Here is a 22,026-nt window from a genome sequence, read left to right as displayed (position 1 = left end):
CGCAAGCGGCCTTGGCGTGACCGGCGTGACAATTGTAATGTTATTACATATCATTCAATATCGCCGGCGGCCCTCGATGGCCATCGCCCCTCGTTCCATCCCCTTGCCGGAGCCTTCCGCATGAAAGTCCTTTCCTCTCTCAAAGACGCCAAGACCCGCCATCGCGATTGCCAGGTGGTCAAGCGCCGCGGGCGCATCTACGTGATCTGCAAATCGAATCCGCGCTTCAAGGCACGCCAGGGCGGGGCCAAGCACAAGTAGCCGGGCATGGTGCAAGCGAAAGTCCTGGAAGTGGCGGTGGTCGGCGCCCGCCACGCGTGTACCCTGGCGGCCCGCCAGGCCGCGACCTCGGTGGTGACGGCCTGGCTGTTGATCTGAGGAGAGCTGGAATGATCCCCGAAACCTATGCGCAGTGGCACCGTTGCATCACGATCGACTGCGGCCTTTCACTGACTCCGGAATTCATCGCGCAGCGTCTGGCGGCGATGGCGGATCCGCAATCCGACGACAACCTGCGGTTTCGCCGGCTCTATGGCGATGCGCACTGGCAGCGGGTGCAGCGGTGGTTCCGGCTGGCCAATGAGCCGCGGGCCGCGTTGGACGGGGCCCGGAGCGCCTAGCGCGGGCATCGACAGTCAACAGTACCCCGCGCGGGCCGGCGGATGGCGCGTGCGAGGCGATCCGGCCTGTTTCAGGGACCGGTGTCCGGATAGTTGGGGCCGGCATCATGGAAGCCGCCGCTGCTGTAGGGATTGGCGGCGCCCGGGTGCGGCGGGCCGCCGGGACCCAGCGAGGAACAGCCACCCAGGATCAGCAGGGCGGCCAGCAAGGCAAGTGCGCGTGTGGTGGTGGCATGCATGGTCATCTCCGGCGACTGCCCCTCGGCAGCCGCGTGCAGCGTATGGTGCTGTTGCCAGTTTACGCCCGGCGCGGTGGGGCGTGGTTCTTGCGGCTCGGGGGCGGGGTGCCGGGGAACGCGCCCCGGCCGCCGTATGCGCGGGCGACGCGAGGCGGCTTTGTGGCATGCTGCGGGCTGCCCGCCGTTTCTCGACCTTTCCCATGCCCAGATTGCTGTCGCGCCTGCGCGATTTCCTGCTGTTCTTCGCCACGGCGTCCTTGTTCGGCGCCTGCCTGACCGCCAAGCTGCGCACGGGCAGCTATGGGCTGGAAATTCCCCAGGCGCCCTATATGTACGAGCGCGCCGATTTCTTCCTGGATGCGATGTTCGCCGGGCTGGTCGCGACGGCGGCCCTGGCGCTGGCCGAGCGGTTGTGGCGGGCCAGGCTGTCGGCGCCGGGGCGCGCCGCGCTCGTCGCCGTGGCGGCGCTGCTTGCCATCTATCTTGGGCCGCCGAACCCCCAAGTGTTCGGCAACACCTGGGCGCGCGGGGAGGCGACCTTCGAGTTGTTCCTGGACCAGTGGGATATCGCGCTGCCGCTGGCGCTGGCCGCCGCGGTTGTGCGCGGCGTCCTGCGCCGGACGGCCGGATCGCGGCTCTAGCCGCGCAGCCTGCGATCCAGTTCCAGCACGGTCTGGTACAGCACGCGGGTGCCGTCCAGCAGTTGCGCCGGCTCGATCCACTCCTCGGGGCAGTGGCTGCGCCCGTTCAGGCAGGGGATGAAGATCATGCCGATGGGGCCGGTGGGCGCCATGTAGACGGCGTCGTGGCCGGCGCCGCTGGGCAGGCGCATGCTGGCGTAGCCGAGCTGGTCGGCGGCGGCCTGCACCGCGTCCATCACCAGCGGCGTGCAGTCGGTGGGCTGGGCCCGGCTCAGTTGCACGAAGCCGGCGGTCAGGCGCAGCGCCTTCAGGTCGGCGGCCACGCCAGCCATTAGCGTTTCGGGGAAAGCGTCCAGCACGGCGTTGCTGTCGCTGCGCATTTCCAGCGTCAGCTCGACGCGGCCGGGCACGGCGTTGGCGGCGTTGGGCGTCATGGCGAGCTTGCCGACGGTGGCGACCACGTAGTGCGGCTTGCCGCTGGCGGCGCTGGCCTGGCGGCTGGCGGCGTCGATGATGCGGGCCGCGCCCACCAGGGCGTCGCGGCGGATGTCCATGGGCGTGGTGCCGGCGTGATCGGGCTGGCCTTCGACCGTGATCAGCACGCGGCGGATGCCGACGATGTTGGTGACCACGCCGATGGGCAACTGGCGGCTTTCCAGCACCGGGCCTTGCTCGATGTGCAGTTCGACGAAGGCGGCGGTGCCGTCCGGGCCGCGCAGGGGCTGGGTCAGCGCGGTCGGATCGCCGCCGATGCGGGCGATGCCCTGCACCAGCGTCTCGCCGTCGGCGTTGCGCGCGGCCAGCATGTCGGCGCTGAGCTGGCCGCTCAGGGCGCGGCTGCCGACGCAGGAGATGCCGTAGTCGCTGGGTTCTTCCGACAGGAAGTCGATGACCTCGAAGGGATGCTCCAGTTCGATGCCGTGTTCCCGCATGGTGTGGGCGACCTCGATGCCGGCCAGCACGCCGATGATGCCGTCGAAGCGGCCGCCGCTCATGACGGTGTCGCAGTGCGAGCCGGTGGCGATGGGCTTGCGCTGCGCGTTGCGGCCGGCGCGCGTGCCGATGAGGTTGCCGCCGGCGTCCAGGCGGGTGGTCAGGCCGGCGGCCTCGAATTCACCGCGCAGCCACTCGCGCGCTTGCAGGAACAGCGGCGAAAAGGCGCGCCGGGTCCAGGGTTGGTCGGGCAGGGTGTAGCGCGACAGGGTCTCGACGCGGGCCCAGAGGCGTTCGGCGTTCAACGGCGGAAAGGACATGGCCATGCCGTTCATGCCTTGCGCGGGCGCAGGAAGCGGCCGTCGCCCGGGTTGTTGACGATGCGGCTGCCATCATAGACTTGCTGGCCGCGGCACCACGTGCCGGCCACGCGCACGGTGAACTCGCGGCCCTCGAACGAACTCCATTGCACCGCCGACAGGCTGGTGGACGGATCGTAGGCATGGCGCTCCGGCGCCAGGATGACGATGTCGGCGTCCTTGCCGATGTCCAGCGTGCCCTTGCGGTCGTCCAGCAGGAAGTGGCGCGCGGGGTTGTCGCACAGCTGGCGCACCACCATCGACGGCGAGATGCCGTGTTCCTCGCAACCGGTCCAGAAGGCCGGCAGCAGCGTTTCCAGGCCCGGGCCGCCGGACGAGTTCTTGAAGACGTTGGGGTTCTGCTTGCGCTCCAGGCCCCAGCTGACGTGATCCGACGACACGAAGGTGCATTCGTCGTTGGCGATGTGGGTCCACAGCAGGTCGACCTCGGCCTTGGGGCGGATCGGCGGGTAATGCTTGGTCTTGGCGCCGAAGCGGCGCGTGTGTTCCTCGTGGTTCAGCATCAGGTACTGCACGCAGGTCTCGATGCTGGCGCGGTGGCCGTTGCGGCGGTACATGTTGCAGATCTCGAAGCCGCGCGAGGTCGACACGTGCACCGCGTGGGCGCGGGCGCCGGTCTCGGCGCCGATCTCGTAGATCAGCGCGGTGGCCAGGTTCTCGATCAGGGGTGTATGGGCGCGCATGAAGGCGTCCCAGCCGGTGTCGTCGGCCTCGATCAGGCGGGCGATGTTCTTGCGCGTCATTTCCTGCATCTGGTTGTGCACGCCGCACACCAGGCCGGACGGCGCGATCAGGCGGAAAGCTTCGTACAGGTCGTCTTCCTCGATACGCGGGAAGCGGCCGGGGGTGGCTTCAAAGGTGGAGAACTTGAAGGCACAGACGCCGCCTTCGATCAGGCCGGCGGCGGCCGCCAGGCCGTGTTCCTTGTTCAGGGTGCCGAACAGCGCCACGTCGACGTGGCAGTCGCGCTCGACCTCGGCGATCTTGGCGTCCAGGTGCGGGCGCGAGGCGACCGGTTCGGGATCGTCGTAGGGCATGTCGACCATGACCGTGACGCCACCGGCGGCGGCGGCGCGCGAGGCCCAGCCCAGCCCTTCCTGGTTGGCCTGGCTGCCGGAGTGCACCTGGCCGTCGACCACGCCGGGGATGATCCACTGCCCGCTAGCGTCGACGCTGTCGCGCGCCGCGGGGGGCGCGCCGGCACCGCGCGCGGCGATCCTGCCGTCCCGCACTGCCAGCCAGCCGTTTTCCACGATGCCATGCGGATCGACGATATTGCCGCGCACCACCCAATCGAAATCGCTCATGTCCACTTCCATCCAATGAAGAACTGAAGGGCAGTGTAGTAAGCGCGATTCAAAACGTCTTATGCTTATATGTGCATGGGAATTAACATCAGGTTAAGCATATGAAATTGAATCTGCGCCAGATCGAGGTCTTCCGCGCCATCATGTTGAGCGGCTCGATCAGCGGCGCTTCCAAGCTGCTGTTCGTGTCGCAACCGGCCGTCAGCCGGCTCATCGCCTACACCGAGCAGCGCCTGGGCCTGATGCTGTTCGAGCGCATCAAGGGGCGGCTGTACCCCACGCCGGAAGCGCGGCGGCTGTTCGTCGAAGTGACCGCGCTCTATCAGAATGTGCAGCGCGTCAACGAGGTGGCCGACAACCTGGCCGAGAACCGCGAAGGCCAGTTGCGCCTGTCCTGTAGCCCGAGCCTGGGCCAGTCGCTGCTGCCGCGCGCCATCGCCCGCTTTCGCCAACTGCATCCGGAAATCCGCATCGTGTTGCAGACGCTGATCCCGGCGGTGATGGAGCAGTCGCTGCTGACCCAGCAGGTGGAGCTGGGCGTGGCCTACATGCCGGTGAATCATCCCAGTCTGGCGACCCGGCCGCTGTACGAGAACCGCATCGTGGCGGTGCTGCCGGCCGGCCATCCGCTGGCCGCGCGCCGCCAGGTCACCGCCGCCGAACTGGCGCGCGAGCCGTTGATCGGCTACAGCGCCGACATTCCCTTCGGCATGCTGGTACACAAGCTGTTCGGCGCCGAGGACGCGCAGCCCGAGCCGCGCATCGAGGTGCAGCAGGCGCACGTGGCCTGCGCCCTGGTGCAGGCCGGCGCCGGCGTGGCGCTGGTGGACGAGATCACCGTGGCCGGCCCGATCTGGTCGCAGGTGGTGACCGTGCCGATCGCCGATACCGTCAGCGCGCCTGTCAATGTGTTCCACCTGCAATTGCAGCCGTTGTCGCGCTTGGCGCAGGCCTTCATCGACGTGCTGCTGGCGCTCGACCAGCCCGTTTCCGTCTGAGCTTTGCGCCGGCGGGCGCCTGGGGATATCCCTAGGTGCCGTTTGCGCCCGGCCGGCCGCTCCCTCGGGGCGCGCCCCGCTATTAACCCAATGTTATGAACAAGGCATAAAAGGTAATACGACATTAACGGGATTGGTTCCTATGATGCCCTCGTCCATCCAGCGCGAACGCCGCTGGAGCCGCTAAACGCAATCAGGAAAGGAAGGGCGCAGCAATGGGAAGAATCTTGACGATGCAGGATGTCGAAGCCGCGGTCAGGGGCGGTTCGGTGTTTGCCTGTGGCGGGGGCGGCTGGGCCGAGCATGGCCGCGAACTGGGATCGCTGGCCGTGACCATCGGCCGGCCCGAGCTGGTGTCGATGGACGAAGTGCCCGATGACGCCTGGATCGCCACCGCCGCCGCCATTGGCGCGCCGGGCGGCCTGACCGACTGGCAGATGCTGGGCATCGACTACGTCAAGGCGGCCGAGCGCCTGCAGGACGCGCTGGGTGAACGCCTGTATGGCCTCATCATCGGCCAGAACGGCATGTCCAGCACGCTCAACGGCTGGCTGCCGTCGGCGGTGCTGGGCACCAAGGTGGTGGACGCGGTGGGCGATATCCGTGCCCATCCCACCGGCGATATGGGCTCGCTGGGCCTGGCCGGCAGCCCCGAGCCGATGATCCAGTGCGCCGTGGGCGGCAACCGCGCCAACAACGCCTATATGGAATTGACGGTGCACGGCGCCACCGGCAAGGTCTCGCCGGTGCTGCGCCGCGCAGCCGACATGGCTGGCGGCTTCATCGCCAGCTGCCGCAATCCGATCCGCGCGTCCTACGTGCGGCGCCACGCCGCGCTGGGCGGCATCAGCCGCGCGCTGGCGCTGGGCGAGGCGATCCTGGCGGCGCAGCCCAAGGGCGGCAGCGCCGTGATCGATGCCATCTGCAAGGCCACGCAGGGCGAGATCATCGGCTCCGGCAAGGTGGCGCGCAACACGCTCAAGTACACCGAGGAAGCCTTCGACATCGGCACCGTCGAGATTGGCGAAGGCGCGGGCAAGCGCGTCATCCACGTCATGAACGAGCACATGGCCGTGACCGACGCGCAGGGCGAGCGCATCGCCTGCTATCCGGACGTGATCACCACGCTGGACGCCGACGGCAATCCAGTCAGCGCCGGCAAGCTGCGCGAGGGCCTGCAGGTGTCAATCCTGCACGTGTCCAAGCAGCACATCCCGCTGTCCTCCAGCGTCACGGACGCGTCGGTCTACCCCATCGTCGAGAAGGCGCTGGGCATGGATTTCACCGGCTACGCGCTGGGTCGCGGTTCGGATCGTTGAGGGGGCAGCGATGAAACGTGAATTCAAGGTGCCGGGCGGCGCCACGCTGCGTTGCAAGGGCTGGCGCCAGGAAGCGCTGCTGCGCCTGTTGGAGAACGTGCTGGCGGTGGGCGAGGATCCCGCCAACCTGGTGGTGTACGCGGCGCTGGGCCGCGCCGCGCGCGACTGGCCGTCGCACGACGCCATCGTGCGCGCGCTGACGACGCTGGAAGAGGACCAGACCCTGATCGTGCAGTCCGGCAAGCCCATCGGCGTGCTGCGCACCCATCCGCAGGCGCCGATCGTGATCATGGCCAACTGCAATATGGTGGGGCAGTGGGCGCATGCCGAGAATTTCTACCGCATGCAGGACGACAACCTGATCTGCTGGGGCGGCCTGACCGCCGGCGACTGGCAGTACATCGGCTCGCAGGGCGTGATCCAGGGCACCTACGAGATCTTCTCGCGCATCGCCGAGCGCCATTTCGACAACGACCTGCGCGGCCGTTTCATCCTGACCGCGGGCATGGGCGGCATGGGCGGCGCCCAGCCGCTGGCGGGCCGCATGGCCAACGCCGCCATCCTGACGGTCGAGATCGATCCGGAACGCATCGAGAAACGCATCAAGGCCGGCTTCCTGGAGTGCCGCGCCGACTCGCTGGACGAAGCGCTGGCGCTGATCCGCGACGCGCAGGCGGCGCGCCGTCCGCTGTCGGTGGGCCTGCTCGGCAACGCCGCCGACGTGTATCCCGAGATCCTGGCGCGCGGCATCGTGCCCGACATCGTCACCGACCAGACCTCGGCGCATGACCTGGTCTACGGCTACGTGCCGGCCGGCCACACGCTGGAGCAGGTGGCGCGCATGCGCCGCGACGACATGGCCGGCCTGATGGACGCCAGCCGCCGCTCGATCGTGCGCCACGTCACCGCGATGCTGGGCTTCAAGGATCGCGGCGCGGTGGTGTTCGACAACGGCAACCTGATCCGCACCCATGCGAAGCAGGGCGGCGTCGAGCGCGCCTTCGAGATCCCGGTGTTCACCGAGGCCTTCCTGCGCCCGCTGTTCGCGCGCGCCATCGGCCCGTTCCGCTGGATCGCGCTGTCCAACGATCCCGATGACATCCGCAAGATCGACGATTTCCTGCTGCGGCGCTTCCCCGACAACCTGATCGTGTCCAACTGGATCCGGCTGGCGCGCGAGTCGGTGCCGTTCGAGGGCCTGCCCGCGCGCATCGCCTGGCTCGGCCATGGCGAGCGCACCGAGCTGGCGCTGGAAGTGAACCGCATGGTGCGCGCCGGCATCCTGGCCGCGCCGGTGGCCTTCACCCGCGACCACCTGGACGCCGGCGCCATGGCGCATCCGAACATCATGACCGAGAACATGCGCGACGGCTCCGACGCCATCGCCGACTGGCCGCTGCTGAACGCGATGATCAACTGTTCGTCCAGCGCCGACCTGGTGGCGATCCACTCGGGCGGCGGCGGCTACAGCGGCTATATGACCAGCGCCGGCGTGACGGTGGTGGCCGATGGCACCGACGCGGCGGCGCAGCGCCTGTCGCTGTCGCTGACCAACGACACCGCCAGCGGCGTGCTGCGCTATGCCGACGCCGGCTACGAAGAGGCGCTGGACGAAGTGGGCAGGAAGGGTATCGACCGTATCGACACGACGGCGACGCAGGTTTGAAAGGCAATACATAACAGCCCCGGATACGGGGCGAATCAACGGGAACGTCAATGAAAAACATCGCAATCAACCCGGGCGCGGGGATGGTGGGGGGCAATGCCGCCCACGCGGGCGCCGACGAGCACAAGGGCGCCAAGAAGGCGGTCATCGCCGCTTCCATCGGCAACGCCCTGGAGTGGTACGACTTTTCGGTCTACGCGCTGTTCGCGGTGTACATCGGGCAGAACTTCTTCCACAACGAAGATCCGACGGTGCAGCTGATGGCCTCGTTCCTGGCCTTCGGGCTGGGCTTCGTGGTGCGACCCCTGGGCGCGCTGATGCTGGGGGCGTACGGCGACCGCGCCGGCCGCAAGGCCGCGCTGACGCTGACCATCATGCTGATGGCGCTGGGCACGCTGCTGATCGCCATCGCGCCGCCGTACGCCGCCATCGGCGTGGGCGCGCCCCTGCTGATCGTCTGCGGCCGCATGCTGCAGGGGTTCTCGGCCGGAGGCGAAGTGGGCGGCGCCACCGCCTTCCTGGTCGAGCATGCGCCGGCCGGCAAGCGCGGCCAGTATGCGTCGTGGCTGCAGGCCAGCATGGGCATCTCCAACCTGCTGGGCGCGCTGGTCGCCACGCTGGTGACCACGCTGCTGACCGAAGACCAGGTGGGCGAGTGGGGCTGGCGCATTCCGTTCATCGTCGGCCTGTCGATCGCGCCGGTGGGCCTGTGGATGCGCCGCACGCTCGACGAGACGCCGCATTTCCGCGAAGAGCAGCAGCGCCAGGCCGCCAGCGGCGAGCCCGTCAAGGCGCCGCTCTTGAGCGTGCTGCGCGACTATCCGCGCGAGCTGTTCACCGGCCTGTGCATGTCGGTGCTGTGGGCCATCGGCCCGTACGCGCTGATCATCTTCATGCCGATCTACGTGCAAAAGAGCATGGGCTTCACCAGCTCACAGGCCTTCCTGGGCGCGCTGATCGGCAACCTGTTCCTGATCGGCGGCTGCTTCTTCTCGGGCACCCTGTCCGACCGCTATGGCCGCCGCACCGTGTTGCGGGCCTCGGCGCTGTTGCTGCTGATCGCGGTGTATCCGCTGATGATGTGGCTGCAGGCCAACCACACCCAGTTCGCGCTGATCGTGGTGCAGTCGTCGTTCTGCCTGCTGGTGGCGCTGTACGTCGGCACCGCGCCGTCGGCGCTGTCGGAGGTGTTCCCGACGGCGGTGCGCTCGTCCGGCATGTCCCTGGCCTACAACACCGCGGTGACGGTGCTGGGCGGCTTCGCGCCGGCCATCCTGACCTGGATCACCTACACCACCGGCGTGGCCTTCGCGCCGGCGCTGTACGTGATGGGCGCCTGCGTGGTGGCGCTGGTGGCGTTGACCGTGCTGCCGCAGAAGAATCATGTCTGAGGCCCACATGCGGTTCGCGGATGTGGCGCCAGCAAGCTTGCCGGCGCGCCGGTTGGCCGCCGGCGGCCTGCGCCGCTGGCTCGGCCGCGCCGCCGCTGCGCTGGGCGTGGCGGCGCTGCTGGCCGCGCCCGCCGCGCAGGCGGCTGATGGCGCCGAACTGGTGCTGCTGGGCGTGGCCGGCGGCCCGACCTGGTACGGCAACGACGCGCCCCACGGCATCTCATCGGCGCTGGTGGTGGACGGCAAGGCCTACCTGGTCGACCTGGGCTCGGGCGCCTACCGGCAATTGCGCCGCGCCGGCATCAAGCCCGGCGCCGAGCAGGCCGTGTTCCTCACGCACCTGCATACGGACCACATCATCGACCTGGCCAGCCTGCTGATGTACGACCCCAGCGCGCGCCGCCGCGCCAAGGCGTCGTTGCAGATCTACGGGCCGGGCCGCCGCGGCGCTCTGCCGCCGCTGGCGCCGGGCCTGGCGGGCGATCCGGTGATCCATGCCGAGAACCCCGGAGCCGGCACGGCGGACCTGGTGGACTCGATGGTGGCGGGCATGGCCGCCGACCTGAACATCCGCGTGCGCAGCGAAGGCGTGCCGGATGTGCGCGGTTTCTTCCAGGCCCACGACATCGTCGTGCCGGCCGGGGTGGTTAAGGATCCGAACGTCGATCCCGCGCCGCCGATGGAGCCCTTCGAGGTCTGGCGCGACGAGCGCGTGACGGTCAGCGCCATCCTGGTGCCGCACGGGCTGGTGTATCCCAACTTCGCCTACCGCTTCGACACCGCGTCGGGATCGGTGGTGTTCTCCGGGGACACCGCGCTCAGTCCCAACCTGGTCAAGCTGGCGCGCGGCGCCGACATCCTGGTGCACGAGGCGATCGATCCCGCCTGGGTCGACCACATCGTCGGCCCCAAGCCATGGGATGCGCGCCAGCAGGCGCTGGCGCGGCAGCTGCTGGAGGCGCACACCACGCCGCAGCAGGCGGGCGAGGCGGCCACGCGGGCCGGTGTGCGCAAGCTGGTGCTGTCGCACCTGGTGCCAGGCGACGCGCCGGCCGAGCATTGGCTGCATGCCCGCGAGACCTTCAAGGGGCCGGTGGTGCTGGGCCAGGATTTGATGCGTATTCCCTTGAAGCAACCGTAAGCATCGTCGGAGGCGAGATGAAGTCTTTGTGTGTTGATACCCACCGACGCGCGGCGCGCGCGTGCGGCCGGATGGCGCTGCTGGCGTCGCTGATGTTGGCCACGGCCGCGCAGGCGGCAGCCGATTGCAGCGTGACGCTGGACGGCAAATCGCTGACTGCGGCGCAGGTGCTGGCGGTGGCGCGGCAGGATTGCGCCGTCGCCATCGCGCCGGCCGCTGCCCAGCGCGCGGCGCGTGCCTACGACCTGCTGCTGGCCTACGCGCGCCTGGACAAGCCGGTCTATGGCCTGAACCGGGGCGTTGGCCTGAACAAGGACCAGACCATCTTCCAGGGCGGCGAGATCTCGCCCGAGGTGCGGCGCCTGTCCGAACAGTTCAACCGTAACCTGCTGCATTCGCACAGCGCGGCCTACGGCGCCGAGGCGCCGCGCGACGTGACCCGCGCCGCCATGCTGATCCGCCTGAACACCGCGCTGTTCGGCGGTTCGGGCATGCAGCCGGCCGTGCTGGAGCAATACGCCGCGTTCCTGAACCGCGACGTGACGCCGGTGATGCTGGGCGAGGGCTCGGTCGGCCAGGCCGACATCACCATCCTGCCGCAGATCGGGCTGGTGATGATGGGCGAGGGCGAAGCCTGGCATGGCGACCAGCGCATGAGTGCCGCGCAGGCCTTGCGCGAGGCCGGCCTGGCGCCGGTGCGCCCGTTCGGCAAGGACGCGCTGGCGATGGTCAGCTCCAACGCCTACGGCGCCGCGCTGGCGGTGCTGGCCGCGCACGATGCGCGCGCGCTGCTGGCGCAGGCCGATGCCGTGGCGGCCTTGTCGCTGGAAGGCCTGGACGGCAACCTGGCGCCGTTGTTGCCGCCGGCCCAGGCGCAACGGCCCTACGCCGGCCAGCGCCAGACCGCCGAACGCATGCTGGGCCTGCTGCGTGGCAGCGCGCTGTGGCGGCGCGATGCGCAGCGGCCGCTGCAGGATCCGCTGAGCTTTCGCACCGTGAGCCAGGTGCATGGCGCGGCGCGCGACCTGTTGGCGTTGCTGGATCGCCAATTGCAATTGCAGATCAACAGTTCGGATGACAATCCCACCGTGGTGCTGGACGCCGCGCCAGCGGCCGACGCATCGGACTACGAAACGCAGTACTACGTGACCGACGGACCGGTGCGCGGGGCGGTGATGCCCAGCGCGGGTTTCGACCCCAGCGCCTGGGTGCTGCCGCTGCAAGGCACCGCCGTCGCCCTGTCGCAGGTGGCTCAGTTGTCGGCGCAACGCACCCTGCGCCTGACGGACCCGGGCTTCACGCGGCTGCCGCGCTTTCTCAGCCCGGGCAATGGCGCCATCGGCTATGGCCCGATCCAGAAGACGGTGTCCTCGCTGGCGGCGGACGTGCGCGCCCTGGCCGGACCGGTCGTGACCGATGTGCAGCCGCAGGCCGGCAACATCGAGGACGTCGGCACCAACGCGTCGCTGACCGGGCTGCGTGTGAGGGGCCAGATCGTCGCGCTGACGCGGCTGCTGGCGGTGGAGTTGATGCATGGCGCCCAGGCGGTCGACCTGCGCTATCCACAGGGGCCGGCCGCCGCGCTGGGGCAGGGCACCGCCAGCCTGTGGCGGGATTTCCGCAAACAGGTGCCTTACATGGCCGAAGACCGGCGCAACGATACCGATGTCATCACCGCCACGGCCTTTCTGCGCCAGGCGCGTGGCGGCGAGTCGGCCTGGGCGCGCGCCGATACGGCGCGCTGAGCGGCGGCCAGCGGAAATCGGCTCGCGCCCGGCGGAAATGCCCCCGGGCGTGCGCGCGGTTTTTCCCGTGGAACAGTGCGTTGCGCCGCCACCGCCCGCGCGGTGGCCTGGAGGCGCTTTGCGGCGGGCGATTTGCGCTACATTTGCCCGACGCGCGCGGGGCGCCAGTCAGGCGCCGCGCCTGTCACAATCGTCATCCCTTACCGCCACCGGATCTCCAGGAGCCCCCCGCATGTCCTCCCTAGACTCGTTCGCCATCACCCGGAAATGGCCCGCCCGGCATCCCGACCGCATCCAGCTGTATTCGCTGCCCACGCCCAACGGCGTCAAGGTGTCGATCCTGCTGGAAGAGCTGGGCCTGCCCTATGAGCCGCACCGGGTCAGTTTCGATTCGCAGGACCAGTTCACCCCGGAGTTCCTGTCGCTCAGCCCGAACAACAAGATCCCCGCGATCCTCGATCCCAATGGCCCGGACGGCAAGCCGCTGGCGCTGTTCGAGTCCGGCGCCATCCTGGTCTACCTGGCCAGCAAGACCGGCCAGCTCATCCCCGCCGACACCGCCGGCCGCTTCGAAACGCTGCAGTGGGTGATGTTCCAGATGGGCGGCATCGGCCCGATGTTTGGCCAGCTGGGCTTTTTCCACAAGTTCGCCGGCAAGGACTACGAGGACAAGCGCCCGCGCGACCGCTACGTGGCTGAATCCAAGCGCCTGCTGGGCGTGCTGGACAAGCGCCTGGATGGGCGCGACTGGGTCATGGGCGAGCAATACACCATTGCCGATATCGCCATCCTGCCGTGGGTGCGCAACCTTATCGGGTTCTACGGCGCGGGCGACCTGGTTGACTTTCAGCAGTTCAAGAACGTCGCCCGCGTGCTGGAAACCTTCGTGGCGCGTCCGGCCGTGGTGAAGGGCCTGGCTATCCCGGCCTGACGGCCACCGTTTACGCCGGTCCGTCGGCTCATCGCGGCCCGCCGGACCGGCCCGATTCGCCCCATCCCGGAAATTGTTCCCCTGTTAATTAGTCTGAGGGATCGGGCCGGTTTGCGCCGCATCAAACAACGCCGATACTTTCATGTTTTTCGGTCATATGCTTATTACCAAAAAGCGTAAGCTGCCTCCATAAGCTGGACAACGCAGTACGAACACCCGACGTGCGCGCTGGCCGGCAGCAACGGAGGGTTGGAATGAAGCATTTCGGGATCAAGGCGGTGGCGCTGCTGGCGCTGGCGGGCCTGGGCGGCGGTATCGGCGGCGCCCACCTGTTGACCGCCATCCGCAAGACGGACAGCACCGTCGCCGTCGATCCACAGGACCGCCGGCTGGCCGAAGCCGGCGCCTATATCGCGCGCACCGCCGACTGTGTCGCCTGTCACAGCGCGCCAGGCGACAAACCCTTCTCGGGCGGCCTGGCGATGCAGACGCCGGTGGGCACCATCTATTCGTCCAACATCACGCCCGACAAGCGCACCGGCATCGGCGCCTACAGCTACGCCGACTTCAAGAACGCGGTGCAATACGGCATTCGCAAGGACGGCGCGACGCTGTACCCCGCCATGCCGTACCCGTCGTACGCCATCATGCCCGACGCGGACATCCAGGCGCTCTACGCGTATTTCATGTCGCAAGTCGAGCCCGTGGACAAGCCCAGCGCCGACTCCACCATTCCGTGGCCGTTGAACATGCGCTGGCCCATGGCCTGGTGGCAGCTGGTGTTCGCCGGCAAGCGCGACTTCGCCGCGCCGGCGGGCGCGGACGAGCAGGTCCGGCGCGGCGCGTACCTGGTGGAAGGTCCGGGCCATTGCGGCGCCTGCCACACGCCGCGCGGCCTGGCCTACCAGGAAAAGGCGCTGTCCATGGCGGACGGCGACGCCTTCCTTTCCGGCGCCGTGATCGACGGCTGGCGCGCCAAGAGCCTGCGCGGCGAAGCCCGCGGCCTGGCCTCCTGGAGCGCGGACGACATCGCCCTGTTCCTGAAGACCGGCCGCACCGACAGGGTCGCGGTGTTCGGCGCCATGGCCGACGTGGTCGAGCACAGCACGCGTTATTTCACCGACGACGACCTGGCCAGCATCGCCGCCTACCTGAAGCAACTGCCGCCGGTGCCGGGCAAGGCGCCGGTGTTCCCCGCCAAGGCTGACAACACCACGGCGTCCCTGCTGGCTGGCCGCTACGACTCGCGCGGCGCGGTGATCTACATGGAGCATTGCGTCATCTGCCATCGCGCCGACGGCCAGGGCATGCCGCGCATCTTCCCGGCGCTGGCGGGCAACTCGGCGATCTTCGCGCAGAACCCCCAGTCCATCATCCAGATCACGCTGGAAGGCGGCAAGATGCCCGAAAGCGACCGCGATTCCATGGCTTTCGCCATGCCGCGCTTCAACCACCTGAGCGACCAGGACATCACCGACGTCATCAACTTCATCCGCACGGCCTGGACCAACCAGGCGCCGCCGATCGCCAGCGACGAGGTCGCGCATATCCGTGGTTTCCTGGCCAGCAAGAAGCCGAACATCGTGTCGGGAGGCAAGCATGAATAAGCTGTACAAAATCGCCGCCACGGTGGCGCTGATGGCCGGGGGCGGCATGGCCGCGCTGGCGGCGCCGCCGGCGCCGGCCGGCGAGGCCAAGACCTTCGCGGTGCTCGACAAGGACGGCAAGCGGCTGCCCGACTACACCATCCCGTCCGACACCTCGATCGACAAGGAACCCAACGCCGAACAGATCCGCTACGGCCAGCGCCTGCTCAACGAAACCCGCCGCCTGTTGCCGAACAACACGGGCGCCAGCCTCAATTGCAGCAGCTGCCATGTGCAGCAGGGCAAGAAGCCGCTGGGCGCGCCGTACATCAACTCGGTCAACTCGTTCCCGCAGTTCAATCCGCGCTCGGGCCGGGTCGTGTCGCTGGCGGACCGCATCAACGGCTGTTTCCAACGCTCGATGAACGGCAAGCCGCTGGACAAGGAATCGCCCGAAATGCTGGCGATGCTGGCCTACATGAAGTGGCTGGCCCAGGATGTGCCGCATGGGGCGCAGGTGCAGATCAAGAACGCCTGGCCCATCGACACCAAGCTGGTTCCCAACCCGGAGCGGGGCAAGGGCCTGTATGCCGCGCAGTGCGCCGCCTGCCACGGCGCCAACGGCGAAGGCAAGCGCGACCGCGCCGGCAATATCGTGTTCCCGCCGTTGTGGGGCGACGAATCATTCAATATCGGCGCCGGCCTGGCGCGCACCTACAAGGCAGCCGCCTTCATCCGCAACAGCATGCCGATGGGCGTGAACACCCATGGTAACTGGGGCGAGGGCAAGGTGCTGTCGGACCAGGACGCGGTGGACGTGGCCGAGTACTTCACGCACATGCCGCGGCCGGATTTCCCGCCCAAGGACAAGGACTGGCCGGACGGCAAAAAGCCCAAGGACGCGCGCTATTGAGCAACCAGGCCGGACGCGCGGGCCTGTCCCGTCCGGGGCGGCCCGGATCCGGGCCGGGCGATGGCGCGCTCCACGCCCTACAATCGGCGAGTCTTCCCTCGTGATCGTCCCCGGCCCGCCATGGAACTGCGCCAGCTTCGTTATTTCGTTCGCGTCGTCGAAGCCGGCAGCATCGGCCGCGCGGCCATGTCGCTGGGCATGGTGACGTCCGCGCTCAGCCAGCAGATCAGCCGGCTCGAAGGCGAACTGGCCACGCGGCTGCTGCAACGCAGCGCCAGCGGCGTGGTGCCCACCGACGCCGGGCTGGCGTTCTTCCGCCAGGCCCAGTTGGCGCTGCGCCATGCCGACGACGCGATCCAGGCCGCGCAGCAGGCGCGCCTGGCCGGCCACGTCAGCGTCGGCCTGCCATCCACCACCGCGGCCATCCTGGGCGCGCCGTTCGTGCAGGCCATGAACCAGCGCTATCCCGATATCCGCCTGCATCTGGTGGAGGCATTGTCGGGCCACCTGGCCGACATGCTCAACGGCCGCCAGCTCGACCTGGCCATCGTGTTCCATGCCGAGGCGGCGCGCCGCTGGAGCGTTACGCCGCTGCTGGACGAACCCCTCTATCTATGCGCCCGGCGCGACATGCCGGGACTGCCCGCCGGCCCCACCACACGCCTGGACGAGATCGCCGGCCTGCCGCTGGTGCTGCCCGGCGGCCGCCACGGGCTGCGCGCCTCGGTCAACCTGGCGTTCCAGCAGGCGGGCCACGTGCCGCGGGTGGTGGCCGAGGTCGATGGCCTGGCGCTGCTGATGGACGTGGTGCAGCTGGGTTACGCCGCCACCATCCAGCCCAGCTCGGCCACCGCGCGCATCGCGCCGGGCCAGTTGGCGATGGCGCGGATCGACGAGGCCGACCTGTTCCGGCCCAATCTGCTGGCCAGCCTGTCGGACGACGAATTGTCGCCGGCGGCGCTGGCTGCGCGCCTGGTGCTGGCCGACGTCTCGCGCACGTTGGCGCGAGACGGCAAATGGGCCGTTACCGCGCTGCATGAGTCGTGAACGGGCGTCGCTTGCCGCCCGTGAGCAATGCCGCGCGCAGCCGGCATACCGCTCTTCACGAATCATGAATACCCGTTGACGGCGCGCTGATATCGCGGCGCGCGGCGCCGGCCTACAGTCCGTTCCTTGATCCGGGAACGATGACATGGTCGATGTATTGGTGATAGGCGGAGGCAATGCGGCGCTGTGCGCGGCCTTGATGGCGCGCGAGGCGGGCGCCAGCGTGTTGCTGCTGGAGGCCGCGCCGCGCGCATGGCGCGGCGGCAATTCGCAGCACACACGCAACCTGCGCTGCATGCACGACGCGCCGCAGGACGTGCTGGTGGACGCCTATCCGGAAGAGGAATACTGGCAGGACCTGCTCAAGGTCACCGGCGGCCAGACCGACGAGAAACTGGCGCGGCTGGTGATCCGCGAGTCCGCCACCTGTCGCGACTGGATGCGGCGCCATGGCGTCAATTTCCAGCCGCCGCTGTCGGGCGCGCTGCACGTGGCCCGCACCAACGCCTTCTTCATGGGCGGCGGCAAGGCGCTGGTCAATGCCTATTACCGCAGCGCCGAGGCCCTGGGCGTGGGCATCCGCTACGACGCGCCGGTGGACGCGCTGGAACTGCGGGACGGCCGCTTTCAGGCCGCCCGCATCGGCGCCGAGCGCATCGAGGCGCGCGCCTGTGTGCTGGCGGCCGGCGGTTTCGAGTCCAACCGCGAATGGCTGCGCGAGGCCTGGGGCCGCAACGAGCGCGGCGAGTGGCCGGCCGACAACTTCCTCATCCGCGGCACCCGCTACAACCAGGGCGTGCTGCTCAAGTTCATGCTGGAGGCCGGCGCCGACCGCATCGGCGATCCGTCGCAATCGCACTGCGTGGCCATCGACGCGCGCGCGCCGCTGTACGACGGCGGTATCTGCACCCGTATCGACTGCGTCTCGCTGGGCGTGGTGGTCAACCGCGACGCGCAACGCTTCTACGACGAGGGCGAGGACTTCTGGCCCAAGCGCTACGCCATCTGGGGCCGCCTGACGGCCATGCAGCCGGGGCAGATCGCCTACTCCATCATCGACGCCAAGGCCGTGGGCCGTTTCATGCCGCCGGTGTTCCCCGGCGTTACCGCAGATTCCGTGGCGGAACTGGGGCGGCGGCTGGGACTGGACCCGGTGGCGCTCGAGCACACCATCCGCGAATACAACCAGGCCTGTAGAACCGGCACCTTCGACCACACGACGCTGGACGACTGCCGCACCGAGGGCCTGGCGCCCGCCAAGACCCACTGGGCCCGGCCCATCGACACCGCGCCGTTCTACGGTTACGCGCTGCGGCCGGGCATTACCTTCACCTACCTGGGGCTGAAGGTGGACGATACCGCCGCCGTTCGTTTCAACGGCGTGCCTAGCGACAACCTGTTCGTGGCCGGCGAGATGATGGCCGGCAACGTGCTGGGCAAGGGCTACACGGCGGGGGTGGGCATGTCCATCGGCACCGCCTTCGGCCGCATCGCCGGCACCCGCGCCGCGGCAGCCGCCCAGCGCATGCATCGTACCCCCGGCACCCACCGCAACGGAGCACAGCATGCGGCAGCTTGAAACCCTGGCCCGCGAGGCTCAATCGTTAGCGCGGACGGCGCCGGCCATGGATGAACGGCCGGTGCGCTGGCATGGACGTGGCGCGGCCGCGCTCAGTCCGCAGGAAACCGAAGTGGCGCGCGTCATGCAGATCTGCAACGCCTGTCGCTACTGCGAAGGCTTCTGCGCCGTCTTTCCGGCCATGACCCGGCGCCTGGAGTTTGGCAAGGCTGACCTGAACTACCTGGCCAACCTGTGCCACAACTGCGGCGCCTGCCTGCACGCCTGCCAGTACGCGCCGCCGCACGAGTTCGCGGTGAACGTGCCGCAGGCCATGGCCAAGGTGCGATTGCAGACTTATACCGAGTACGCGTTTCCAGCGGCGCTGGGCAAACTGTACCAGCGCAACGGGCTGGCGCTGTCGCTGGCCACGGCCGCGGGGCTGGCGCTGTTCCTGGCGTTGACGGTGATGCAGGCGGGTGGGCTGTTGCACGCGCCGATGGCCGGCAATTTCTACGCGGTGTTCCCCCACAACACGCTGGCGCTGATGTTCGGCGCGGTGTTCGGCTTCGCCATGGTGGCCCTGGCCATCGGCGCGGCGCGCTTCTGGCGCGACGTCAGCCCGGGCACGGCCAGCGGCGCGGCCGTGGCCGAGGCCGCGCACGACGCGCTGCGCCTGCGCTACCTGGATGGCGGCCATGGCAAGGGCTGCAACAACGCCGACGATGCCTTCACGCTGTGGCGCAGGCGCTTTCACCACTTCACGTTCTACGGCTTCATGCTGTGTTTTGCCGCCACCTGCGTGGCCACGCTCTACCACTACCTGCTGGGCGAACAAGCGCCATATCCGTTCTGGAGCGCGCCGGTGCTGCTGGGCACGGCGGGCGGCATCGGCCTGCTGATCGGGCCGGCGGGCCTGCTGTGGTTGAACCTGCGGCGCCATCCGCTGCAGGGCGACGCGGCGCAAAAACCGATGGACCGCGGCTTCATCGCCTTGCTGCTGCTGACCAGCGCCACCGGCCTGGCGCTGCTGGCCGGCCGCGACACCGGCGCCATGGCTCTGCTGCTGGCGGTGCACCTGGGCGTGGTGATGGCGCTGTTCCTGACCTTGCCCTATGGCAAGTTCGCACACGGTATCTATCGCTCGGCCGCGTTGCTGAAGTGGGCGATCGAGAAGCGCCAGCCCGACAAGCTGAAGTTGGGCGCCGACTGAGCCGCGCCGCCGCCGCGGTCCCGTGGCGGTATGCGCGCATGACGGCGCCCTCGAAGGCGCCGCGATTCCAATATCCTTCAGGAGACTTGCATGTTCCCTCATCGCCTTGCCCGCGCGGCATTCGCCGCCGCCTGTCTGCTGCCGGCCCTGCCGGCCGCGCAGGCGCAGACCTTTCCCGCCAAGCCCATCACGCTGGTCGTGCCGCATTCGGCCGGCGGCACTTCCGACATCCTGGCGCGCACGGTGGCGGCCGAAGCCGCCAGGTCGCTCGGCCAGACCATCGTGATCGACAACAAGGGCGGCGCCAACGGCACCATCGCCGCCAAGCAGGTGGCTTCGGCCGCGCCCGACGGCTACATGCTGCTGCTGGCGACCGCCAGCACCCATGGCATCAACCCGTCGCTGTACTCGCGCATTTCGTATGACGCGGTCAGGGATTTCAAGCCGGTCACGTTGCTGGCGACCGTGCCCAATGTGCTGGTGGTCGGCTCCAACGTGAAGGCCGCCAGCGTGCCGGAGCTGATCGCCTACATCAAGACGCAGGGCGATCGCATCAACATGGGTTCGGCGGGGGCGGGCACGCCGGGCCACCTGGCCGGCGAGATGTTCAAGCGGGCGGCGGCCTTGCAGTTCACGCACGTGCCGTACAAGGGGGGCAGCCCTGCCATCACCGACTTGATCGGCGGCCAGATCGACTTCATGTTCACCACCATTCCGGGCGTGCTGCCGCACGTCAAGGCCGGCACCTTGCGCGCGCTGGCGGTGACCTCGCCGCAGCGTTCACCCGCCTTGCCCGACATTCCCACGATGGCGGAGTCGGGCCTGGCGGGCTTTCAGGCCCTGTCGTGGCATGGGGTGGTGGCGCCGGCCGGGACGCCGGACGCGGTGGTGGCGCGGTTGAATGAAGCCTTGGGCGGGGCCTTGGCGGCGCCGGCGGTCAAGCAGCGCCTGATGGAGGAGGGGGCCCAGGCATCGACCCTGCACACGGCCGCCTTCGGCGCGTTCATCGACAGGGAGATCGCGGCCTGGGCGCAGGCCGTGAAGGACTCCGGCGCCACCGCGAACTGAGTGCGTTGCCGATGCGCGCCGCGCATCGGCGATGGCCGTTCAACCCGCCTGGTAGGCGTCGCACAGGGCCAGGTATTCGTCGCCGCTGATCTCCAGCGCCATGGCGGGGATCAGCACGCGCTTGCGGTCCGGCAGCGAGGTCTTCAGCTGGATCTGGCGGCCGATCGGAATGCCGACGTAGGTCTGGTTGACGTAGGTGTTCTCGTTGACCGCCTGCCAGGGAATCACCGTGCCATCCGTCACCCGCAGGCCGTCGCGGGTGAAGGTAATGACGGGCTTGGCGGGGCCGAAGGCGCGCAGCAGGCAGCGGATCACCAGCCAGACGCCGATGGCGGCGATGGCGGCGAAGAACGCCATCCCGCCGATGTTTGCGCGGGCACGCGCGGCCAGCACGCCGAACGCCACCGCGGCCACCGTCCAGATGACGGCGCCGGCGATGAGGCGGTTGCGGGAGTAGTACACGGGGCGATCGGCCAGGGTCTGGGCTTGGTGCGAGGCGGAGCTGTAGATTTCCATGTTCGGGTTGCGTGCAAAGGATGAGGGGGCCGCCACGCGGGCGGGATTTCGGAGTCAGGCAGGCAGGTAGTGCCGCAGGCAGGCCAACAGCACCGGCTCGTTGTCGATGCCGGAGCGGTCGATCCTGTGGGTCTTGCCGCGCGCGACGACGATCAGCGTCTCGTCGGTTTCCATGCCTTCGCTGTCGGATTGGGTGCGGATGGTGTCGATGCTTGCCCACGGGATCTGCTGTCCCTTGTGCACCAGGCCGGCGGCGTTCATGCCCACGGCGCCGAAGGCGACGGTGGCGCCGGCGTCGATGCGGCGCCTGGCATCGGCTTCGAGATTGCCGCCCACGCGCGCCTCCAGCAGGTCCAGCAGCGCATCGGCATCGTCCCAGATGGCCAGGCGCAGCCGCAGGCGTCGGCCGTCGGCCAGCGTGAGCAGCAGATGGTCGCGATTGTGGCGATGACGCATCGAGGCGATGTCGGCATAGGGTACCGCCAGGGGACCCAGGCGCAGCGCCCGCTCGTCCAGCGTCAGCGCGGCGGGCGCGCGCCACCACGCGACCAGGTCCGAACCCCGCCACAGCAGGTAGCCCACGGTCGGCAAGGTCAGGAAGAAGACCAGCCACATGGCGCGATAGCGCAGCATCTCGACCAGCAGGCGGCGCGGCAGCAGCCAGATGTCAATGGCCGCCAGCAATTGCGCGGAGAACAGATACAGCAGCGCCGCCGCGCCCAGGTAGCAACCCAGCGCGTAGCGCGGCAGAATACGGGGAAATGAAGCCGTCATGGAAACCGGCCGCGACGCGGCACCGTTCTGGAATTTGAAG

At 68.8% G+C, this 22,026-nt stretch carries 21 protein-coding genes; 16 read left to right on the top strand and 5 right to left on the bottom strand.

Features of this window, described 5'->3' with window-relative positions; translation table 11 throughout:
* Window positions 1–120: 120 nt before the first annotated feature.
* Together ykgO and AC6CR5_RS17130 are read left to right on the top strand one after the other, a co-directional pair.
* Window positions 121–261 carry a type B 50S ribosomal protein L36 gene (gene ykgO / locus AC6CR5_RS17135; RefSeq protein ID WP_006385796.1) on the top strand — a complete coding sequence of 47 codons (141 nt, stop codon included), beginning with the start codon at window positions 121–123 and terminating at the stop codon, window positions 259–261.
* Between the two features lie 128 nt (window positions 262–389).
* Window positions 390–620: a hypothetical protein gene (locus AC6CR5_RS17130; RefSeq protein WP_047991930.1), complete on the top strand. Its 231-nt coding sequence runs from the start codon at window positions 390–392 to the stop codon at window positions 618–620.
* Between the two features lie 71 nt (window positions 621–691).
* Here the strand turns inward: AC6CR5_RS17130 and AC6CR5_RS17125 are convergent, their stop codons facing one another.
* Window positions 692–859 (bottom strand): hypothetical protein, encoded by a 168-nt coding sequence (locus AC6CR5_RS17125; protein ID WP_006385798.1) that lies wholly within the window; start codon window positions 857–859, stop codon window positions 692–694.
* A gap of 200 nt (window positions 860–1,059) precedes the next feature.
* Here AC6CR5_RS17125 and AC6CR5_RS17120 point away from each other — a divergent pair, with 200 nt between their 5' ends.
* Entirely contained in the window at window positions 1,060–1,500 is a 441-nt protein-coding gene (locus tag AC6CR5_RS17120) for a hypothetical protein (RefSeq protein ID WP_047992111.1), read from the top strand.
* Here AC6CR5_RS17120 and ertE read toward each other — a convergent pair.
* Both ertE and ertD read right to left on the bottom strand, forming a co-directional pair.
* Window positions 1,497–2,759 (bottom strand): N-carbamyl-l-glutamate amidohydrolase ErtE, encoded by a 1,263-nt coding sequence (gene ertE, locus AC6CR5_RS17115; protein ID WP_498084748.1) that lies wholly within the window; start codon window positions 2,757–2,759, stop codon window positions 1,497–1,499. The genes AC6CR5_RS17120 and ertE overlap by 4 nt on opposite strands.
* Window positions 2,760–2,764: 5 nt before the next feature.
* Complete coding sequence (gene ertD, locus AC6CR5_RS17110) at window positions 2,765–4,120, bottom strand: hydantoin-5-propionate amidohydrolase (RefSeq protein ID WP_498084747.1); 1,356 nt, start codon at window positions 4,118–4,120, stop codon at window positions 2,765–2,767.
* Between the two features lie 101 nt (window positions 4,121–4,221).
* On the opposite strand from ertD, the gene AC6CR5_RS17105 reads away from it, so the two are divergent.
* The 13 genes from AC6CR5_RS17105 (at window position 4,222) to AC6CR5_RS17045 (ending at window position 20,696) form a co-directional block, all read left to right on the top strand.
* Window positions 4,222–5,118, top strand: a complete 897-nt coding sequence (locus AC6CR5_RS17105; RefSeq protein ID WP_054445973.1) for a LysR family transcriptional regulator — start codon at window positions 4,222–4,224, stop codon at window positions 5,116–5,118.
* A 215-nt stretch (window positions 5,119–5,333) separates the two neighbouring features.
* Window positions 5,334–6,437, top strand: a complete 1,104-nt coding sequence (gene ertC, locus AC6CR5_RS17100; RefSeq protein ID WP_026384767.1) for a thiohydantoin desulfurase — start codon at window positions 5,334–5,336, stop codon at window positions 6,435–6,437.
* 10 nt (window positions 6,438–6,447) lie between these two features.
* Window positions 6,448–8,103 carry a thiourocanate hydratase gene (gene ertB / locus AC6CR5_RS17095; RefSeq protein WP_047991926.1) on the top strand — a complete coding sequence of 552 codons (1,656 nt, stop codon included), beginning with the start codon at window positions 6,448–6,450 and terminating at the stop codon, window positions 8,101–8,103.
* 50 nt (window positions 8,104–8,153) lie between these two features.
* The gene (locus AC6CR5_RS17090) at window positions 8,154–9,494 is read left to right on the top strand and encodes an MFS transporter (RefSeq protein ID WP_411764459.1); all 1,341 of its coding nucleotides are present in this window, start codon (window positions 8,154–8,156) and stop codon (window positions 9,492–9,494) included.
* Window positions 9,487–10,635, top strand: coding sequence for an MBL fold metallo-hydrolase (locus tag AC6CR5_RS17085; RefSeq protein WP_498084746.1), 1,149 nt, complete (start codon window positions 9,487–9,489; stop codon window positions 10,633–10,635). Before AC6CR5_RS17090 ends, AC6CR5_RS17085 begins: the two co-directional genes overlap by 8 nt.
* 71 nt (window positions 10,636–10,706) lie before the next feature.
* Window positions 10,707–12,380 (top strand): HAL/PAL/TAL family ammonia-lyase, encoded by a 1,674-nt coding sequence (locus AC6CR5_RS17080; RefSeq protein ID WP_241116974.1) that lies wholly within the window; start codon window positions 10,707–10,709, stop codon window positions 12,378–12,380.
* Window positions 12,381–12,612: 232 nt separating this feature from the next.
* Window positions 12,613–13,311, top strand: a complete 699-nt coding sequence (locus AC6CR5_RS17075) for a glutathione S-transferase N-terminal domain-containing protein (protein ID WP_241116973.1) — start codon at window positions 12,613–12,615, stop codon at window positions 13,309–13,311.
* Window positions 13,312–13,565: 254 nt separating this feature from the next.
* Window positions 13,566–14,918 carry a c-type cytochrome gene (locus tag AC6CR5_RS17070; RefSeq protein WP_058665685.1) on the top strand — a complete coding sequence of 451 codons (1,353 nt, stop codon included), beginning with the start codon at window positions 13,566–13,568 and terminating at the stop codon, window positions 14,916–14,918.
* On the top strand, window positions 14,911–15,810 hold the full coding sequence (locus AC6CR5_RS17065; protein WP_026384772.1) for a c-type cytochrome: 900 nt from the start codon (window positions 14,911–14,913) through the stop codon (window positions 15,808–15,810). The genes AC6CR5_RS17070 and AC6CR5_RS17065 overlap by 8 nt, the downstream gene beginning before the upstream one ends.
* A gap of 120 nt (window positions 15,811–15,930) precedes the next feature.
* On the top strand, window positions 15,931–16,857 hold the full coding sequence (locus tag AC6CR5_RS17060) for a LysR family transcriptional regulator (protein WP_110060118.1): 927 nt from the start codon (window positions 15,931–15,933) through the stop codon (window positions 16,855–16,857).
* A gap of 145 nt (window positions 16,858–17,002) precedes the next feature.
* On the top strand, window positions 17,003–18,436 hold the full coding sequence (gene tcuA, locus AC6CR5_RS17055) for an FAD-dependent tricarballylate dehydrogenase TcuA (RefSeq protein WP_110060119.1): 1,434 nt from the start codon (window positions 17,003–17,005) through the stop codon (window positions 18,434–18,436).
* Entirely contained in the window at window positions 18,423–19,628 is a 1,206-nt protein-coding gene (gene tcuB / locus AC6CR5_RS17050; RefSeq protein WP_054437880.1) for a tricarballylate utilization 4Fe-4S protein TcuB, read from the top strand. The genes tcuA and tcuB overlap by 14 nt, the downstream gene beginning before the upstream one ends.
* 90 nt (window positions 19,629–19,718) lie before the next feature.
* Window positions 19,719–20,696: a Bug family tripartite tricarboxylate transporter substrate binding protein gene (locus AC6CR5_RS17045; RefSeq protein WP_150101217.1), complete on the top strand. Its 978-nt coding sequence runs from the start codon at window positions 19,719–19,721 to the stop codon at window positions 20,694–20,696.
* A gap of 39 nt (window positions 20,697–20,735) precedes the next feature.
* On the opposite strand, the gene AC6CR5_RS17040 is transcribed toward AC6CR5_RS17045, so the two are convergent.
* A complete protein-coding gene (locus tag AC6CR5_RS17040; protein WP_498084745.1) occupies window positions 20,736–21,212 on the bottom strand; it encodes a hypothetical protein in 477 nt (158 codons plus the stop codon).
* A 54-nt stretch (window positions 21,213–21,266) separates the two neighbouring features.
* A complete protein-coding gene (locus tag AC6CR5_RS17035; RefSeq protein ID WP_006385819.1) occupies window positions 21,267–21,986 on the bottom strand; it encodes a hypothetical protein in 720 nt (239 codons plus the stop codon).
* Window positions 21,987–22,026: the final 40 nt, after the last annotated feature.

This window comes from Achromobacter sp. EG18, assembly GCF_059759395.1.
The sequence above is the reverse complement of the archived record's forward strand: the minus strand, read 5'-3'. Positions and strand labels throughout refer to the sequence as shown.

Excerpts from the sequence above, each read along its gene's own strand:
- ykgO (WP_006385796.1), top strand. The coding sequence starts at position 121 with ATGAAAGTCCTTTCCTCTCTCAAAGACGCCAAGACCCGCCATCGCGAT.
- AC6CR5_RS17035 (WP_006385819.1), bottom strand. The coding sequence starts at position 21,986 with ATGACGGCTTCATTTCCCCGTATTCTGCCGCGCTACGCGCTGGGTTGC.
- tcuB (WP_054437880.1), top strand. The coding sequence starts at position 18,423 with ATGCGGCAGCTTGAAACCCTGGCCCGCGAGGCTCAATCGTTAGCGCGG.
- AC6CR5_RS17060 (WP_110060118.1), top strand. The coding sequence starts at position 15,931 with ATGGAACTGCGCCAGCTTCGTTATTTCGTTCGCGTCGTCGAAGCCGGC.
- tcuA (WP_110060119.1), top strand. The coding sequence starts at position 17,003 with ATGGTCGATGTATTGGTGATAGGCGGAGGCAATGCGGCGCTGTGCGCG.
- AC6CR5_RS17125 (WP_006385798.1), bottom strand. The coding sequence starts at position 859 with ATGCATGCCACCACCACACGCGCACTTGCCTTGCTGGCCGCCCTGCTG.
- AC6CR5_RS17040 (WP_498084745.1), bottom strand. The coding sequence starts at position 21,212 with ATGGAAATCTACAGCTCCGCCTCGCACCAAGCCCAGACCCTGGCCGAT.
- AC6CR5_RS17045 (WP_150101217.1), top strand. The coding sequence starts at position 19,719 with ATGTTCCCTCATCGCCTTGCCCGCGCGGCATTCGCCGCCGCCTGTCTG.
- AC6CR5_RS17065 (WP_026384772.1), top strand. The coding sequence starts at position 14,911 with ATGAATAAGCTGTACAAAATCGCCGCCACGGTGGCGCTGATGGCCGGG.
- AC6CR5_RS17130 (WP_047991930.1), top strand. The coding sequence starts at position 390 with ATGATCCCCGAAACCTATGCGCAGTGGCACCGTTGCATCACGATCGAC.
- ertE (WP_498084748.1), bottom strand. The coding sequence starts at position 2,759 with ATGGCCATGTCCTTTCCGCCGTTGAACGCCGAACGCCTCTGGGCCCGC.
- ertB (WP_047991926.1), top strand. The coding sequence starts at position 6,448 with ATGAAACGTGAATTCAAGGTGCCGGGCGGCGCCACGCTGCGTTGCAAG.
- AC6CR5_RS17085 (WP_498084746.1), top strand. The coding sequence starts at position 9,487 with ATGTCTGAGGCCCACATGCGGTTCGCGGATGTGGCGCCAGCAAGCTTG.
- AC6CR5_RS17075 (WP_241116973.1), top strand. The coding sequence starts at position 12,613 with ATGTCCTCCCTAGACTCGTTCGCCATCACCCGGAAATGGCCCGCCCGG.
- AC6CR5_RS17120 (WP_047992111.1), top strand. The coding sequence starts at position 1,060 with ATGCCCAGATTGCTGTCGCGCCTGCGCGATTTCCTGCTGTTCTTCGCC.
- AC6CR5_RS17070 (WP_058665685.1), top strand. The coding sequence starts at position 13,566 with ATGAAGCATTTCGGGATCAAGGCGGTGGCGCTGCTGGCGCTGGCGGGC.
- AC6CR5_RS17090 (WP_411764459.1), top strand. The coding sequence starts at position 8,154 with ATGAAAAACATCGCAATCAACCCGGGCGCGGGGATGGTGGGGGGCAAT.
- ertD (WP_498084747.1), bottom strand. The coding sequence starts at position 4,120 with ATGAGCGATTTCGATTGGGTGGTGCGCGGCAATATCGTCGATCCGCAT.
- ertC (WP_026384767.1), top strand. The coding sequence starts at position 5,334 with ATGGGAAGAATCTTGACGATGCAGGATGTCGAAGCCGCGGTCAGGGGC.
- AC6CR5_RS17080 (WP_241116974.1), top strand. The coding sequence starts at position 10,707 with ATGGCGCTGCTGGCGTCGCTGATGTTGGCCACGGCCGCGCAGGCGGCA.
- AC6CR5_RS17105 (WP_054445973.1), top strand. The coding sequence starts at position 4,222 with ATGAAATTGAATCTGCGCCAGATCGAGGTCTTCCGCGCCATCATGTTG.